The sequence below is a fragment of the Streptomyces sp. H27-C3 genome, from assembly GCF_030063415.1.
GTDB lineage: Bacteria > Actinomycetota > Actinomycetes > Streptomycetales > Streptomycetaceae > Streptomyces.
The window spans coordinates 13,754-29,765 of sequence record NZ_JASITA010000030.1; the positions used below are offsets into that span (position 1 = coordinate 13,754).

At 71.5% G+C, this 16,012-nt stretch carries 13 protein-coding genes; 1 reads left to right on the forward strand and 12 read right to left on the reverse strand.

The annotated features are described in order from the left end of the window. Positions 1–237 precede the first annotated feature (237 nt). Positions 238–921 carry a GntR family transcriptional regulator gene (locus QMK30_RS26315; protein WP_283520805.1) on the forward strand — a complete coding sequence of 228 codons (684 nt, stop codon included), beginning with the start codon at positions 238–240 and terminating at the stop codon, positions 919–921. Positions 922–982: 61 nt separating this feature from the next. Here the strand turns inward: QMK30_RS26315 and QMK30_RS26320 are convergent, their stop codons facing one another. From QMK30_RS26320 to QMK30_RS26375, 12 genes are all read right to left on the reverse strand, one after another. Then, positions 983–1,396: a hypothetical protein gene (locus QMK30_RS26320; RefSeq protein WP_283520806.1), complete on the reverse strand. Its 414-nt coding sequence runs from the start codon at positions 1,394–1,396 to the stop codon at positions 983–985. A 66-nt stretch (positions 1,397–1,462) separates the two neighbouring features. After that, a complete protein-coding gene (locus QMK30_RS26325) occupies positions 1,463–1,849 on the reverse strand; it encodes a hypothetical protein (protein WP_283520807.1) in 387 nt (128 codons plus the stop codon). Between the two features lie 26 nt (positions 1,850–1,875). Further along, positions 1,876–2,088 (reverse strand): hypothetical protein, encoded by a 213-nt coding sequence (locus QMK30_RS26330; protein WP_283520808.1) that lies wholly within the window; start codon positions 2,086–2,088, stop codon positions 1,876–1,878. Between the two features lie 27 nt (positions 2,089–2,115). Beyond that, the gene (locus QMK30_RS26335; protein ID WP_283520809.1) at positions 2,116–2,361 is read right to left on the reverse strand and encodes a hypothetical protein; all 246 of its coding nucleotides are present in this window, start codon (positions 2,359–2,361) and stop codon (positions 2,116–2,118) included. Positions 2,362–2,382: 21 nt separating this feature from the next. Continuing rightward, a complete protein-coding gene (locus tag QMK30_RS26340; RefSeq protein WP_283520810.1) occupies positions 2,383–2,643 on the reverse strand; it encodes a hypothetical protein in 261 nt (86 codons plus the stop codon). Positions 2,644–2,662: 19 nt separating this feature from the next. After that, positions 2,663–3,877 carry a peptidoglycan-binding domain-containing protein gene (locus QMK30_RS26345; RefSeq protein WP_283520811.1) on the reverse strand — a complete coding sequence of 405 codons (1,215 nt, stop codon included), beginning with the start codon at positions 3,875–3,877 and terminating at the stop codon, positions 2,663–2,665. Between the two features lie 11 nt (positions 3,878–3,888). Next, positions 3,889–4,707 carry a hypothetical protein gene (locus QMK30_RS26350; RefSeq protein WP_283520812.1) on the reverse strand — a complete coding sequence of 273 codons (819 nt, stop codon included), beginning with the start codon at positions 4,705–4,707 and terminating at the stop codon, positions 3,889–3,891. A 215-nt stretch (positions 4,708–4,922) separates the two neighbouring features. Beyond that, complete coding sequence (locus QMK30_RS26355; protein WP_283520813.1) at positions 4,923–7,889, reverse strand: hypothetical protein; 2,967 nt, start codon at positions 7,887–7,889, stop codon at positions 4,923–4,925. After that, positions 7,886–8,989 (reverse strand): hypothetical protein, encoded by a 1,104-nt coding sequence (locus tag QMK30_RS26360; RefSeq protein ID WP_283520814.1) that lies wholly within the window; start codon positions 8,987–8,989, stop codon positions 7,886–7,888. The genes QMK30_RS26355 and QMK30_RS26360 overlap by 4 nt, the downstream gene beginning before the upstream one ends. After that, entirely contained in the window at positions 8,989–9,933 is a 945-nt protein-coding gene (locus QMK30_RS26365; protein ID WP_283520815.1) for a hypothetical protein, read from the reverse strand. The genes QMK30_RS26360 and QMK30_RS26365 overlap by 1 nt, the downstream gene beginning before the upstream one ends. 15 nt (positions 9,934–9,948) lie before the next feature. Further along, the gene (locus QMK30_RS26370) at positions 9,949–10,839 is read right to left on the reverse strand and encodes a phage distal tail protein (protein WP_283520816.1); all 891 of its coding nucleotides are present in this window, start codon (positions 10,837–10,839) and stop codon (positions 9,949–9,951) included. Continuing rightward, positions 10,836–15,995 carry a phage tail tape measure protein gene (locus QMK30_RS26375; RefSeq protein ID WP_283520817.1) on the reverse strand — a complete coding sequence of 1,720 codons (5,160 nt, stop codon included), beginning with the start codon at positions 15,993–15,995 and terminating at the stop codon, positions 10,836–10,838. The genes QMK30_RS26370 and QMK30_RS26375 overlap by 4 nt, the downstream gene beginning before the upstream one ends. Positions 15,996–16,012 lie beyond the last annotated feature (17 nt).

The following is a 16,012-nucleotide window of genomic DNA, read 5'->3' on the forward strand; positions in this document are numbered from 1 at the left end:
TGAGCGGCAGCCGTCCGGGCGGGAACGGTCGGCCTGCGGGAGGCAGTTCCCCTGACCGGGGCGAATGCCGTGACATGATTATCAAGACACGGCAGTCGGACACACCGCCGTGTCTTGCAGTCAGCCGGGGGCAATGGGTGTATGCCGATGGTTTGTGGTGGTAGACGCAGCGTGTCCGGCTGGGTCTACCACCAGAGAGCATCGGCATATCCGTACGGGACGAGTGAGGGGAACCTGGTGGCCAGGCGCACGACTGCGTATCGGCGGGTCGCCGATACGCTCCGCGGACAGATCGACGACGGCCTCCTGAAGCCGGGCGACCGCATCGGCTCCCTGTCGGAGCTGCAGGAGCAGTTCGGCGTCTCCGACACGGTGATCCTGGAAGCCCGCAAGGTCCTGGTCGCCGAAGGGCTGCTGCAGGCCCGTTCCGGCGACGGCACGTACGTGCGCGAGCGTCCCGCCCCCAAGCGTCTGGTGCATCACGAGCCGGACGAGCCGGGCCAGCCGCTGTTCCGGCTCGAGACGGGCGAGTCCGGGCTGTTCCCCGACGCGATCGAGGTGGAGGCGGAGACGGACGTGCCGGCCTCCGCGGCCGTGGCACGGCACCTGGGTGTCCGGGCCGGGCGCAAAGTACGGCGCAGCGTGCGCCTCTTCCGGCAGGACGGGGCGCCGGTGCAGCTGGTCACCGTGCACGCCCTCGCGGGCGGCAAGAGGTCCGAGGCCACCGGGGTGGAGGAGGAGATCACCTCCCGGCCCGCCATGGACGCAGAGGCCCGCGCTCTGGAGGGGGTGGCCGGCCAGCTGGTCACGGCGATGCTCCGGGTGGAGCGCCCGGCGGCCGGCCCGGCCCGGGTGCTGGAGACCGTGGTCCTGGCCGAGCGGTACACCTTGGTCTACCGGCCCGTCGCGGTCCCGGCATGACCAAAGCCCCGGCCGAGGCCGGGGCTGCGCTGGTTGGCCGGTGCCCGGTCGGGGCGAACGCTCAGGCGCGGATGTACGACCCGGAGACGGTGATGATCTCCGCCTCGTCGGCCCCTTCGGCGTTGCCGTAGAGGTGACCGATGTTCTGCACGGCCGCGCCATTCTCCGTACCCGTCGAGCGCAGGCGGTCGATCGTCTTGCCGTCGCTGCCGGCGTAGATCTGGGCCTCGCCGGTCCATACGCCACGGTCGGCGTCCCGGCCGTCGAGGCTGAGCTGGAAGACGACGCGGATTCCCGGCTTCGCCGGGATTGGGAGGGTGAGGCCGAAGCCGGCGTCGGTGGCCGCGGACGTCTCCGTCTTCGCCACGATCTGCGCGGTGAAGGTCACGGCGCCGTTTGCGTCGACGTACTCGCCGGTGCCTGTGGTGCCGTTGCGGCCGTCCACGTTGGTCAGCTTGGGAGTCCAAGCGGTCATGTGCACATCCTTCGTCAGGTGCCTGCGCTGATCGGCAGGCGTGAGGTCTGCGGGCGGCGTAGGGCGTCAGGCCCGGCCCTGGCCCCAGCCCGGGGTGCACTGGAGGATCTTCTTCGTCCCGTGTTCGCCGATGCACGCCTGGTAGTAGACGGTCGTCCCCTCGGGTATGGCGGTGCCGTAGGACTTGTAGCGGGCCGCGCCGTTGCCGTCGGGGTTCCAGAGGTTGTCGGCGATGCCGACGGAGGGCACGTAGACGCGGGTGACGGCGGAGTGGCCGTCGGCCTTGGTGTCCTGGGACCAGAAGACGTCGCCATCGTGCTTGAACCAGGCTGCGGAGCCGCGGGTCGGGTCGACGACGCTGCCGCCGTCGGCGTGTGCGGAGGCGCTGGTGGCGGTGGTGAGGATGAGGGCGGCGGATGCGGCGGCCGCGGCCGCGGCGTAGCGGAGACGCATGGGAGGTCTTCCTTCGTTCGAGATGGTCAGAGCACGTCGGTGATGTGCAGGGGGAACCAGATGGCCAGCGCGAGCCAGGCGGTCACGAAGACCGCCCGGCCGGTGCGGGTACGGGTGCGCAGCCACTCCCGCAGGCGCTCGGAGAGCGTGTCGCCCTCGACGCGGCTGCGGATGGCGAACAGCTCGTAGCCGGCACCGGCGAGCAGCAGGGCGCTCCAGATGACGTCGGGCCAGGTCACGCGGTGCTCCTTGGTCTGGGGGCCGGTTCACTTGCCCAGCGCGCCCCAGGCGCCGAGGACGAGGGCGCCCAGGGCGATGAGGACGCTGAGGGTGGGCAGCGGCCAGCGGGCCCGTTCCAGGGCGATGACGCGGGTCTGGAGGTCCACGACGTCTTTGTCGATCTGGTCGGATCGCTGGACGATGAGGGCGAGCTGGCCGTCGATGCGAGCCAGCCCGACCTCGAGGGAGCGCCGGAGTTCGGACAGCTCGAGTGCTACCTCTCCGTCGGGCATGGCTCTCCTTCGGTGGCAGGGTCAGAGGCGGAGGTCGCGGTCGGCCTTCGCCGGCAGCCAGGAGGCGGTGCCCACCTGGCCCAGGCGGCTGCCGATCGCGGACTTGACGACGGTGAGTCCGGCCGGGATCGCGGCGACGGCCGCGGACTGCAGGAAGGACAGGTCGACGACGTCGGTGGTCGCCGCGGCGAGCAGCAGGCCGAGGAACGCCTCGACGTAGGTGAGGGCGGTGCGCTCGGCGACGTCGGCGAGGAGGCTGGGCGCGGAGGTGGACTGCGACATGCGGATTCTCCTTGGGGTGTCAGGCGGTTGCGGTGAAGCCGTGGCGGGCGGCGAGGCGCTTGAGGGAGGTCAGGCCGGGGATGCCGTTGGCGGCGTCGCCGGTGTAGGAGCCGCCGGCCTTGCTGCGTTGCCAGGCGGCGTAGGCGTTGACGGTCTTGGTACCGAAGGACCCGTCGGCGTAGGACTTGCTGAGCAGGCCCTCGGCGGCGAGCGCGTTCTCCACCAGGCGGACCTCGGTGGGGTAGGTGGTGTGGCCGTCGGGTGCCGGGACGTCCTTCTTCGCGGCGGTGACCAGGTGGGCGACGGACACCTTCGGCTTGGCCGGGGTGGGCTTGTCCGGGTCCGGGGCCGTGGCCTTCTTGAAGAGGACCTTGGTGGTGCTGATCGCACCGGGGTCGCCGTGGTCGTTGCCCGGTACATCTCCGTGGCTGAAGTGACCGCCCTTGGACTGCCAGACGGTGCGCGAGCGCGACTTGCCCGGCCCCGGGTACTTCGCCGGCGGGCCGGCCGGGAAGGCATCGGGGACGCCCCAGGACCTGGCGGCGGACAGGATCTTCTGCCAGCCCGGCTTCTTCGCCGGGTCCCAGTTGGTGGTCCACGGGTTCTTGGCGTAGCCGAGGACCTCGATCTGGACGTTGACGCGGCCCTCCCTGTTCGTCCGGCGGGTGCCGTCGTTGCGCAGCGCCCTGCCGCTCTGGCTGAGCGGACCGAACTGGCCGACGCGGTCGGTGACGGGGCAGTAAATGAGCTGCGGCTCGGCGGCGACCCGCAGCAGGTAGGAGCCCACCGACTCGAGGTACCTGCCGCCGGCCGGGGACTCGGTGGAGTGGTGGGTCACGCGCGGCGGGTTGCCGGGGGTGTCCATCGCTCCGCCGATGGAGCCGTCGCCGAGGCGGATCGCGCCGGAGATCCACACGGTGCCCGTGGCGCCGCGCGGCAGGTCCGCGGCGGCCGGCAGGTCCTCCTCGACGGCCGTCGCGAGGTCGAGGCGGGCCGCGGTGTCGGGGCGGCGGATGACGAACGGGGCGGCGTCGAGGGGCTCGTACCAGTCGAGATCCCCGTCCGCGCGCAGCACGAAGACGGAGCCCGGGCGGCGCGGGTGCTCGGCGACGAAGCGCGGCGCGGTCTCGATGCCGGCGATCGCGCGGGCCTCGTCGACGTGTGCCTGCTCGACCTCGCCGCAGTAGGTGACGGACTGGTCGGGATGGACGATGGCGGCGTGGAAGGAAGTCACAGCTCTCCTCGTCAGGCGTGGAGTTGGATCGCGTCGATCTGCTCGCGCAACGCGACGTAGGTGGACAGGCGGAGAAGGAAGTCACCGCCGAGGCCCCACGAGGGGCCCCAGGAGTTGCGGATGCGCAGCACGGTCCGCTCGGGGATGACCCGCCCGGCGTGGTCCTGGGCGACGTCCTGAAGGGCGATGGCGCAGACCTCGTGTCCGCCGGTGAGGCCGGACGTGCGCCAGTAGGGGACGGTGTCGACGAAGCCGTCGGCGCCCGGCGTGAACCAGCCCTGAAACCAGGGCAGGCCGAGCAGGACGGGCCCGCTCTGCAGGGCGGTGGCGAGGGCGTCGGCGTTAAGGGCGTGGGTGTAAGAGCCGACCAGTCCCCGGGCGCGCAGCGCGGTGGCGACGCCGAGGCCGGAGCTTCCGCAGTCCGCGGGCGGCCACTGGTAGGGGACGTATTCGTCAACGAGGGTGGCCTCGGCGTACAGCCGGATCGCCCACTCCTCGGTCCGGCCCGGGTGCAGCGGCGTCAGGCCCGCGCGCTCGAGGTCGGCGGGGGCGAGCAGCACGGACAGCGCGGTCGCGGCGGCGTTGGCCGTGCACGAGCCGAGTTCGTCGACGTCCTGGGCACCCGTGACGAGCTGCGAGGTCCGGATGCCCTGGGCCGTGAGGTTCTGCTGGTCCAGAACGGGTATGCCCGGCTCCCACGTTGCCGTGCGGAGTGTCTCGCCGCGGTGGCGGGTCTGGTGCCGCAGTGAGCGGGCGTCGAGGACCTGGTGCCGGCCGAGGGCAGGGTGATGGTCGTAGCGGCGTACGAGGACGCCATGCGATGTGGGCACCGACTGGTCCGCTTCTCCCCGCGCCCGATGGGCGATGTCCGGCCGGCGCGCGTGTCAGCGTCCGGAGGATCCCTCGGGGGTGTGGTGCGGACCGCGAGCGCGGCCGGCGTACGGGCGGAGGGTCGCCCAGAAGTGCCGTGATCAATGATATGTGCTGCCCGGTGTGCCCCTCCCCCGCGTCGAGCGGCGACGGAGGGGCCGGCGGACTGCCGGGGTCACTTCGTGTAGGTGACTCTCAGCTGTGGTGGGTTACCCTCCCCCACGCCCGTGGCCCGCCCGTAGTACGTGCTGGAGGTGGAGTTGGGGTCCAAGGCGATGCCCCTCCACTTGGTGCTGTCGAAGATCGCGGTGATGTCGACCCACTTCCCCTGGTTGCGGGCCCAGGAGACGGTCATGGCCTCGCTGTCGCTCGAGAACGTGGAGGGCCGCGACGTCAGGCCGTGTGCCTTGATGACGGCCTTCCCGCCGGCGTTGGAGTACCAGTGCGCGAAGTAGAGATACAGCTCCGCCTTGTTGATGGTCGCGCCGGACAGGTCCGAGGAGAGCGAGCCCCCGAAGCCCACCAGGCTGGCCTGGGTGCCGTTGGTGGAGGAGTAGTAGCCCTGCAGCATCTGGTTGCCGTAGTAGCTGTTGTAGCCCGCGCGGCGCGCGTACGAGCCGGACCAGATGGCGCCGTACGTCTTGACGTACTTCTTCGGGGCGGGCGTGGTGGGCGGCGGGTCCGTCGTGCTGCCGCCGCCGGTGTTGTAGCGGCCCGTCTCGAGGACGAGGCCCCCGACGTCCTCCACGTAGAGGAAACCGCGGTAGGAGTTGCCGCCCTGCATGCGCACCGTCGCGCCGGCCGGAGCCGCCTGGTTCTTGAAGGAGATCAGCAGGTGGTGGGTGCCGACCACCCAGCCCTGCCCGTGCCGGAGATCCTCCAGGCGCACCCGGCGGGAGCCGGCCGTGGGCATCGGGTACGTCACGGACTGGATCTGCGGGGAGGTGATGGTCGGCGACTTGGTGCCACCGTCGCGCAGGTAGACGACGACTTCGCCGCCGGCGACCGACGGGTCGGCGTACGCGTCGAAGACGACCCGGTACATGCGGTCGGCCTCGGCGTCGAAGGCCAGCTCGACGAAGCCCATCTCGGTGCCGGTCGCGGTGACGCCGGTGACCTGGTAGTCGATGGCCTGGATGCCGCGCGGCGCCAGGTTGAGGAACGTCGTCAGGTCGTCGCCGCGCCAGGTGAGGCCGTCGGCGACGTTCAGGGACTGGAAGGAGGCGACGCCGGCCTGGTCGATGGTGGCCACCGACTCGCCCGCCGTGCGCAGCGTGACGTAGTTCGGCGACCCGGTGACCAGGGCGAGAGCCTCCTCGCCGTCCTCGTCGTACAGGCGCATGCCCAGCGGCGACAGTTCCGCCCGGGCGCCCTCGGACCCGGAGGCCACGACCATCCGGCACTCGGCGTTGTCGAACGTGACGGTGCCGGCCGTGGAGTCGAGGGATTCCAGGCACACCCGCGCGCTGGTGGTGTTGGCCGGGGAGGCGTTGGCCGGGACGCCGGCCAGGGTCGTCCAGGTGCCCCGGACGACGCCGCCGCCGGTCGCGGCGTTCATGGTGCTGTACCCGAGGGACGTGCCGGTACCGTCCAGCCACTGGGCGAAGATGTTGACGCTCGCTCCGGCCCAGGCGGCGTCGGCGAGGTAGTCGACGCTGAGGTAGACCTTCTGCCCGGGCAGTACGGGCAGCGTCGCCAGGGTGAGGGTGCGGCTGGTGGCCGTGGCCGCTGCGGCGTTGACCCGGACGGCCTTGGGCGTGGTGGAGCCCGGGGTGACGACCGACCAGTTCGCGTCGCCCGCCACGCGCTGGACGCTGACCTCGCCCTCGAACGAGGGGTCGCCGATGACGTTGCCGTCCACGCCCAGGGCGAGCCGGTCGGCGCTGAGGGTGCCGGCCTTGATGTGGTTGGCGGTCAGGGTGTTGGCGGCCATCTCGTTGCCGGTCAGAGAGAGCGCCTTGACCTCCCGGGCGGTCAGCGTCTTCGCGGCGACGATCTCGGCGGTGACCGATCCGGCGATCAGTTCCGGGGTGCCGATGGAGTCGGCCAGCACCATGCCGGCGCCGACCACGGTCTTCACCTCGACGTTGTCGAAGTCGCCGGTGCCGGCCGCGGTGCCGGTGCCGGGGAAGTTCGACAGCCACACGGCGGCCCGGGCGACCCCGGCCGGGGCCTGCTGCTGGCTGCTGTAGCGCGTCCAGGCGCCGCCGGGGACGGGGGTGGCTTTGGTGATGCCGTAGCCCAGGGTCGCCCCTGCGGCGTCGTACCAGCGGAAGTAGCAGCGCAGCGAGTCGGCGTTCCAGTCGGCGCTGACGCGGGCGTCGAAGGCGCAGAAGAAGCGGTCACCGGGTGAGAGGGGGATCTCGGTGAGCTGGATGGCCATGCTGGCCGCAGGAGCGGTGGCGCTCACCCGCAGGGCGCGTGCGGAGCGGTTGCCGTCGGTGAAGGTCCAGGCGGTGTTGGTGGCGATCAGGTTGGTGGTCAGGGGCCCTTCGAAGGACGGATCGGGTATCAGGTTCCCGGTGCCGATGCCGAGCTGGTTGTAGCCGACGGCGCCGATCTGCAGCTTCATCCGGCCGACGGCCTCGTCGGCGAGCTTCGCCTCGTTGATGATGCCGTCCAGGACGTCCTCGGCGACCACGGCGGCCGGCCCGACCGGCCCGGCCGCGGCCGACGGCACGGAGGCGGTGCCGGAGGTGTTGCGGGCGACGAGACGGACGTACACCGGCTGCGCCGCGGTGACCAGGACGGTGCCGCCGCGCGGGGACTCGAGCGTGGCCTTCAGCGTCGCGGTCCCCAGCGGGGTGTCGGGCGCAGCGGTGGTGTGGATCTCGACGCGGGCGAAGTCCAGCGGGGCGGCCACGGCGTCGGTGAAGGTGCCGGTCCAGGCGACGGCCACGCCGGAGAGGGAGGGCAGCACGGTGGGGGCGGCCGGCTGCGGGGGCGGCGGCCCGTTGACCACGGTGACGCCGCTGGTGCCGTCCTCCTGCTGCCCGATGATGGCGCGCAGCGAGCCGTCCTGGTCGTAGACCTGCAGGGCGGTGTCCTCCAGGGAGGCGTGGCTGAGACGGGTGGAGCGCTGCATGCGGGCGACCTGCCGCTCCAGGGCTGCCAGGCGGGCGCCGATGTCAAAGTTGCTCATGCGGCCGCCGATCCGTAGTGGAAGGAGTCGGCGCGGGCCAGGTCGACGGTGACGCTCTCGCCGTCGTTGCCGCCGGGCTTCACGGTCCAGCCCACGACCCGGCTCCACCCGGTGTAGAGCGTCCAGTCGTTGCGGATCTGGGTGTAGACGTCGTCGCCGATCTGGAAGCTGCCGAGCGGGGCTGCGGGGTGGTCGGGCTGGATGCGGATCTGGTCGACGGTGCCGCGGATCTGCCGGCGCTGGCGCTCGGCGACGGCCCGCTTGGCGAGGATGTCGGTGCCCTTCACCTCCGGGAGGGCCAGGACCGTCTCCATGCGCAGTCGGCCGTCGCGGACGCTGTCGATGTGCCGGCGCTTGGAGCGGCCTTCGCCCGCGCCGGTGGCGATGACGGTGTTGGCGTACTCGTCGGCCGAGCGGGGCACGGGCGGGGCGTCCAGCACGTTGATGCCGCTGGAGAAGGACACGTCCGTACGGCGGGTGCCGAGGCGGGGGTAGGCCAGGCGCACCCGGCGCACGATCGTGCCGTTGCTGCCCCAGGCGGTGTCGCACGTGTAGTCCGGGGAGTCGTCGCCCGAGACGATGTCGTCGACGGCGTCACCGAGGACGGGCTCCTCCCACCAGGAAAACTTCAGCGGCTCGGCGGTGGTGCCGACCTTCGCCGTGGAGGTGGTGGCGTCGACGGCGACGCCCAGGTTCCCGTCGGGGAGGGACTGCGCGTACGCCCAGATGTCCCGGATCACCTTGCAGGGGTCCGCGTTCACGTACGGGCCGCGCCCGTTGAGCTCTCCGTGGACGTCGTGGCGGCGCTGGAGGTACGACGACCATCCGGCCGCCTCCAGGGACAGGGTCTGGTCCTCGGGGGTGGCCTGCCACAGCAGCCCGCCCCAGCGCAGGAAGCCGTCGCGCTCGGCGTACAGCAGGGTGTTGCCCTCGTCCGCCATCGCCGGCAGGGAGCGGGCGAAGCGCGGGGCGATCTTCCCGGTGAGCGATCCGGGTCCGTTGAGCTCGGGCCCGAACTCGACGTCGGACAGCGGGATGTCGGGGGCGATGATCTCCCCGGTCAGGGCGTGCTGGGCCAGGTAGCGGTAGTGCGAGGCCATCAGACGATGCCCTCCATGAACTCGATGTCCGCAAACATTGAGGTGCCCGAGTCGACGCGCAGGTCGCCGGTGGGCGCCTTGTACATGTACGTCTGCACGGTCAGGCGCTGGGTGGTGCCGCGCATGGCGGCCGGCACGGGGAGGTTGTCGCCCAGGACGATGGTGCTGCGGCGGGTGTTGTTGCCCTGGTCGTCGTCGATGAAGGTGTCCTCGCCCAGCACGGCGCCGGTGCCCGTGCCCAGGATGGTCTGCATCTTGGCGTAGACGTCCGCCTTGGTCATCCGCAGCCCGGCGAACGTGACCATGACCTTCGCCGAGACCGCCCACGAGGGGACCGGGATGTTCCAGGTCGCCGCGGCGGGCCAGTTGTGCCACTTGTTGTCGGAGTACGTCAGGTCGCTGGTCGCGGTGGGGTACGAGGCGTTCAGGGTGCGGTCCTTGCGCGGGTTGCAGATCCGCCGCAAGTCAGTGATCATTCCGGCGGTGACGGTGCCCGTGTTGGCCGGCAGGGCGATGCGGGCCAGGGGGATCGCGGAGTACCCGGAGGGCGGCGCGGTGGCCGTCGAGGACACCCCGGAGGCGACGTCGAAGAACACGATGGGGTCGCGGGCCGGGTTCTGGTTGCCCTCGTACTCCGGGTCCAGGACGCGCAGCATCACCATGTCGGTGCGCGGGTTCGCCCCGGCCGGGGCGATGTTCACCGTGGCCGAGCCGATGTTGTAGGCGGTGTAGTGGCCCTGCCAGGTCGCGGCGCGGCCGCGGACGATGCCGGAGCCGTCGCCGACGAGGATCCCGCCGGTCGGGACGGCCAGCGGGGTGACCTTGAGGTCGTTGCCTTCGGTGACGCCTTCGGAGCCGCGGGCCAGGTCGCGGATCATCATCCGGAAGGTCTGGGCAGAGTGTGTCGCGCCGTTGGTGAGCAGGGGCGCCTGGGCCAGGGTCATCGGGGTTCGCTCCTGTCAGAGGGTGGGCCAGGCCGGCCGCCAGGAGACGGCGAGGCGGGCGGTGTTGGTGGGGTCGGTGGCCGTCCAGCGCAGTTCGCTGCGCCCGGTCGGCAGGCTGAAGGTGTCCAGGCGTGAGGTCCCGGTGAGCGGGACGTTGCCGCCGTTGTTGCGCAGCACGGAGCGCCAGGTGGGCCGGGTGTCGATCTCGATCCAGTCGCCGGCCGCGATGGTCGCGGTCATCTGCAGGCTGCGGCCGGACTCGACGTGCGTGATCGAGGGGTTCGCGCAGGGGCCGGTGATGCGCAGGACGGGCCAGGTGGGTGCCTTGCCGCCGACGTCGATCCAGCCGGGCCGTACAGCGGCGCCGGGGGCCGGGTTGACGACGATGGGCGCGACGACGGGCGCGGTGAAGCCGCCGCCGGAGATCATGCCGAGCGGGATGGTGATGCGCTGGAGTCCCTCGCCGTAGTACAGGTGGTCCGCGGCCAGGAATTCGATGTCCAGCGGCAGCCACCCGTGGACCAGCGTGGACAGGTCCGCCTCCGCCTTGCGGAGCCGGCCCAGCAGGACGCGCACGTCCCGGCCGGGGAACTTCATGCGCAGTTCGGTGGTCGCTCCGCCGGTCTGGCGCAGCTTCGCCTCGTCGTGGACGCGCTGCAGGGCGGCCAGGATGTCCAGGGCGCGTGCCGGGTCGCCGGGGGTCTTGATGGCCGCGTCGATCCGTACCGTGCGGCCGGTGTAGTAGTCGGCGCCGAGCCAGATGCCGTCCGTGCTCGGCGGCTCGACGTCGCCGGTGCGCACGTCGGCCCGGCCCAGGCCCTCGATCGCGGCGATCGACACCGGGGTGTTGGTGCCGATGACGACGCCGCCCAGTTCGTGCTGGTAGTCGTTCAGGATGGCGTTCACCGGCGTCGCACCCCTCCGCGCTGGGCACGGCGCACCTGGTAGCCGACCGCGGCGGCGATCTGCGCCTCGGTGGCCCCGGGCCGGTCGATCTGGATGGTCTGGTTGGCGATCAGCGGGGCGGCCTGCTGGATGACGACGACCTGGACCCGGCCCGCGGCGGCGTCCTGCAGGCCGGTGAGGCTGTAGCCGAAGCGCCCGGCGACGTCGTCGAGGACGGCGGTGGCACGGCTGCGCTTGTTCAGGCCCAGCGGTACGTACGCCTCGCCGTTCGTGCTCGGCTCGGCGAAGCGGACCAAGCCGGCGCTGGTGGAGTAGATGCCCTCCCGGATGCCGCCGTCCTCGTAGGAGAGCCCCTTGCCGGCCTTGGACAGGTCGGCCAGGAGCCGTGCGGCCCGGGAGCCGAGCGCCTTGCCGATCTGGCTTTTGGCCTTGGTGGCGACCGTGATGATGTCTTCCTCGTCGAGGCCGGTGGCGTCCGCGATCGCGTGGATGCCGGTGGTCTTCGACTTGGTGGCGCTGATGATCTTCACGAGGGTGGCGAGCTGCTCGTCGGAGAGCGCCGCGCCGGCCGCCTTGGAGGCGTTGTTGGCGGACTTCGCCTTCTTGGGGTCCTTCGCCGCCTGGGAGGCGAGGTCGGCCGCGTCCTGGTCGCCCTGCTCGGCCAGGCGCGCGGCGAGGTCGCCGTACCCGGACGCGGCGAGCTTGGCCAGGTTCTGCTGGAAGGCGTTCTGGTCCTTGACGGCCGAGTTGAGCTGGCCGGTGTAGTCGCCGAGCGACGCCTTCGACGCGGCCGCGAGTTCCCGCAGGTCCTTGGACATCGCCTTGACGTACTTGCTCGACCCGGACGCCATCTTCCGGGTGAGGGCGACGCCGTCCTCACCCATGTCCTCGAGCGCCTTGGCGACGTCGGTGCCGGCGCGGGAGGCGACGGTGGACAGATCCTTGCGCCAGCGGGACATCGCCTTCGTGCTGGAGTTGAGGTTCTTGATGAACTTCGAGAGGGAGAAGTTGCCCTTCTTGTCCTGGGACTCGCTCGCGATGGAGGAGAGCGTGGTGTACGACGCGGGGGTGTAGGAGAAGTCGGAGAGTCCGCCGTCGGCGTACCACTGAATGGACGACGGGTCGCCCCCGAGACGCCGTACGGTCTCCTCAGTGATCCGGCGGGAGCGGGGGCGCTTGGCCGGGCTGAGAGGTACGTACGCCTCCCCGCCGGTCTCCCGCTCCGCCCATACGCGCATCGCGCCGGCCGGTGCGATCTGCGCGACGTGGTTCTCGCGGACGCCGCCGTTGGCGTAGTAGTCGATGACCGAACCGCGGGCCTGCGGCGCCTGGATCATGTCGGGGACGCCGTTGGCGTCCTTGTCCCACGACGTCGACGACAGCATCACGCCGACACCGATGGTCCGGCCCTGGATGTTGTCGATGGCGCCCTGGATGGTGGACGCGGCGGAGGTGGGCGTCCCGGTCGGGATGGTGATCTCGACCTGCTTGCCCTTGGTCGTGCGGATCTTGAAGCCCAGCTCTTCGAGCCGTGCCTTCGCGTCGGCCGTCAGCGCGGTCATGGTGACGGTGCGGCCCTTGGTGGTGGCGATCTTCCCCTGCAGGGCCTGCAGGTTGGCGATGCCGCCCGCCGTCAGCGCGGTCACCTTCACGGACTTGTTCGGGACGGCCGACATCTTGGCGACCAGGGCGTCGAGCTGCTGGCGGGCGCCGACCGTCGGGGCCGTGATTTTGTACTCGCGGGTGCCGGGGATCAGCTCGATCGCGTACCCGAGGGCCTTGAGCTCCTTCTGGGCGTTCTCCCCCAGCGCGTCGACCTTGATGGTCCGCTGGTTGGGCAGCCGCGCGTACTCCGCCTGGACGGCGAGCAGCTCGGCGAGCGCCTCGTCCATGCCCTTGGTCTGCAGCAGGATGGAGACCTGTCCGGGGATCAGGCCCATGGCGTCGGCGACCTGCTCGGCCTTGGTGCCGGTGACGCCGTACTGCTCCATCAGCGACAGCGCGGCGGTGCGGGCCTTCTCCATCTCCGTCTGGGCGGCCTTCAGCGACTCCGGCAGCGACTTGTTCTGCTTCTGCGCGAAGTCGTACGCCGCGAGGGAGCTGGAGGCCGCGGCGTCGGAGATGCTGTTGAGACTGGAGAAGAGCTGCTGCCCGTTGCGCGTGGTGGTGTTGAGCGTGCCGTTGAGCCCGAGCAGCTTCTTGCCGTAGTCGCCGGACTTCTTGATCTGGTCGTCGACGGCGTCGTTGGCGTTGAGGATCGCCTCGTTCATGCGGGCCTGGGCCGCCTGGACGCTGACCGACCCGCCGCCGAGCAGGTCGAGCGCGTCCTTCAGGGCCCGGGTGCGCTGGTCCGCGTCGGCCGTACGGTCGGCGAGGCCGCCCACGGCGAGCTTGAGCTTGTCGTACGCGCTCAGCGCCTTGCCGGAAGGATTCTGCGCCTCGGCCAGCCGCTTGGCGTCCTTGACGCCCTGCTCCATCTCGCCGCGCATCGACTTCAGCGCGTCGGCGGCCTTCTTGTACCGCTCGCCGGTGTCGGTGTACTGGAGAGTGCTGGTCTTGCCGTTGGTGATGTATTCCTTGTTGGCCTCGGCGAGGGTGCGGTACTTCTTCTCCAGTTCGTCGAGGCTGGTGCCCTGGCCGAGGTAGGCGTCGGTGAGCGTCCGCATGGAGACGCCCGACTCCTCCATGACGTCGACGAGCTTGGTCTTGCTGTCGTGGAGCTTGGTGTCGAGCAGGGTCTGGGCAGCCGCGGCACGGACGTTCTCGTCGATGACGCCGCCGGAGTCGCGCAGCGCCCGGGTCAGGTCGGCGACGCGCTGCTGGTGCTCGGCGGCGGCCCGGGCGGCCTTCTGCTGGTAGCTGGCGAGCAGGCCGAGGCCGACGGTGATGCCGGCCAGTGCCAGGCCCCACGGACCGCCCATGACGCCCATCAGCCCGGACATCGCACCGCGCAGGCCGGTGCCGGCCGCGCGGGTGATGCCGTTGAGGGTGCCCGTGAAGCCGGATCCGGCCGTGGAGGCGGTACGGAAGGAGGAGGCCATCGAGCCGATGACGCCGACGCGCGTCTGGAGGACCGCGAACGCTGCTCCGTAGCGGGTCAGGGACTGCCCCGAGGCTGCGGCCAGGCTCCGCTGGAGGGCCATCTGGGAGTTGAGGCTGCCGAACGCCCCGGTGACGCGCCCGCCGACGGTGCCGGCCAGCGAGGACATCATCGGGCCGATGCGGCGGAACAGAAGCATGGCGAGCAGGGCGCTCTGCACCGGGCCCGGCAGCGAGCCGAAGGCGGAGACCAGGGTGCCGATGACGCTCCCGATGGGCACCAGGACCGTGGAGAGCCCCTCGACGGCGGCCGCGGCCGCGTCGAGCACCATGACGATGATGTCGAGGGAGTTGGCCGCGCCGTCGCTCTCCCCGCCCAGGTCGGCGAGCGCCTGGCCGATGGGGGTGAGCCCGTCGGCCAGGTTGCCCAGGACGCGCATCAGCGCCTGGCCGGCGTTGATGAGGATGTGCAGGCCGTCGGCGAGGGCGTTCTGGCCCAGCTCGCGCAGGGGCCCGAGGAGTTCCTTGGCCTCGTCGACCAGCCCGCCGAGCCCCTGGCGGGCCTTGGAGGCCAGCTCGGGTCCGAACAGGGTGGCCATGTCCCGCGCGTAGGCGATGGACCGGGTGATGTACGGGGTGGCCTTGGCCATCCCGGAGGTCAGGCCGCGGGTGAGCCACTCCAGGCCGGGGGCGAGTCCCTCGTAGATCTCCAGGCCGGTCTGGCGGGTCTGCTTCTTCAGCAGCACCATCGCCCCGGCCAGGCCCTTGTTCTTGGCCTCGGCGATCTGTGCGGCCGCGCCGGACTCGCTGACGGCCGCGTTCAACGCGTCGAAGGAGATGGTGCCCTGGTGGGCGAGGGCGATGGCCCCGGAGAGCGCTGGCTTGCCGAATGCCTTTGCCGCCGCGGCGGTGAAGTCCTTCTGGGTCATCTCGTGCTGGGCGTGGCTCAGCTTGTCGATGACGTACCGCAGGCCCTTGAAGCGGCCCTCGGTGTCCCACGCCTCGATGCCCATGGCGTGCAGGCCCTCGGTCATCTGCTTGGTGGGCTTGGCCAAGTTGGTGAAGATGCCGCGCAGCGTGGTTCCGGCGGTCTGGCCGAGGATGCCCGCCTTGCCGAGCATGCCGACCCCGGCAGCGGCCTCTTCCATGGAGACGCCCAGGCCATGGGCGACCGGCCCGGCGTACTTCATGGAGTAATAAATGTCGATAATGTCGCCGGAGGCGCTGTTGGCCGTGGCGGCGAGGATGTCGGCGGCGCGGCCGGCCTTGTCGGCGCCCATGCCGAACTGGTCCATCATGTCGCCGAGATACTTCGCCGAGTCGGCGGCATCGACGTTCGCGGCCGCCGACAGCTGCAGCGACGCCCGGGTCGCGGAGATCGCCTGGTCGGTGCGGAAGCCGGCCTTCGCCAGCTCGACCATGGCTTCGGCCGCGCCGGCGGCCGTCGCGGTGGGCAGCTTCATGTCGGCGCCCAGCGCCTTCGCGGTGGCCGAGGCGCGCTGCATCTGCACGGCCGACCCGCTGGTGACCGCCCCGAAGGTCGCCAGCCCGCGCTGGTACTCGTTGCCCGACTCGATCAGGTCGTGCATGCCCATCAGCAGGCCGCCGCCCGCGAGCAGCGCGGTCATCCCGGCGATCTGCTGGCGGGCGCCGCGGGCGGCTCCGTCGACCTGGCGCAGCGACCGGGAGCCGCTCCGTCCCACGCTGGAGAGGCGGCCGTCGGCGTTGCGGGCGGCGCGGGCGAGCGCGGCCAGGTCGCTGGTGGCGGTGCGCAGTTGGCGGGACATGTCCCGCAGGTCCTGCGCCGAGGTGCGGGTGGCCCGGGCGCTGGCACGCTGCGCGGCGGCGGCGCGGTTCGCGTCGGTGCCCAGGCGGCGCAGGTCCCGCCCGGCCCCGGCGGCGCCCTGGCGCAGCGCGCGCAGCGGGACGGTGCTGGCCCGCAGTCCGCCGGCCAGCGTCCGCAGCTGGCGGTCCCCCGCGCCGAGGCGGCCGAGCTCGCGGCGGATCGCGGTGAGTTCCCGGGAGAGGTCACGTGCCTCGCGGGTGGAGCGGCGCAGGGTACGCACCAGCCCGTCGCCATTGCCCGTGAGGGCAACCGACAGGTTGTACGCGACCACCGCCGCTCTCCCTTCGT

What these genes read in the sequence shown, in the direction of transcription:
- QMK30_RS26320 (WP_283520806.1), bottom strand. Translation starts at nt 1,396, where the DNA reads ATGACCGCTTGGACTCCCAAGCTGACCAACGTGGACGGCCGCAACGGC.
- QMK30_RS26325 (WP_283520807.1), bottom strand. Translation starts at nt 1,849, where the DNA reads ATGCGTCTCCGCTACGCCGCGGCCGCGGCCGCCGCATCCGCCGCCCTC.
- QMK30_RS26335 (WP_283520809.1), bottom strand. Translation starts at nt 2,361, where the DNA reads ATGCCCGACGGAGAGGTAGCACTCGAGCTGTCCGAACTCCGGCGCTCC.
- QMK30_RS26340 (WP_283520810.1), bottom strand. Translation starts at nt 2,643, where the DNA reads ATGTCGCAGTCCACCTCCGCGCCCAGCCTCCTCGCCGACGTCGCCGAG.
- QMK30_RS26355 (WP_283520813.1), bottom strand. Translation starts at nt 7,889, where the DNA reads ATGAGCAACTTTGACATCGGCGCCCGCCTGGCAGCCCTGGAGCGGCAG.
- QMK30_RS26360 (WP_283520814.1), bottom strand. Translation starts at nt 8,989, where the DNA reads ATGGCCTCGCACTACCGCTACCTGGCCCAGCACGCCCTGACCGGGGAG.
- QMK30_RS26365 (WP_283520815.1), bottom strand. Translation starts at nt 9,933, where the DNA reads ATGACCCTGGCCCAGGCGCCCCTGCTCACCAACGGCGCGACACACTCT.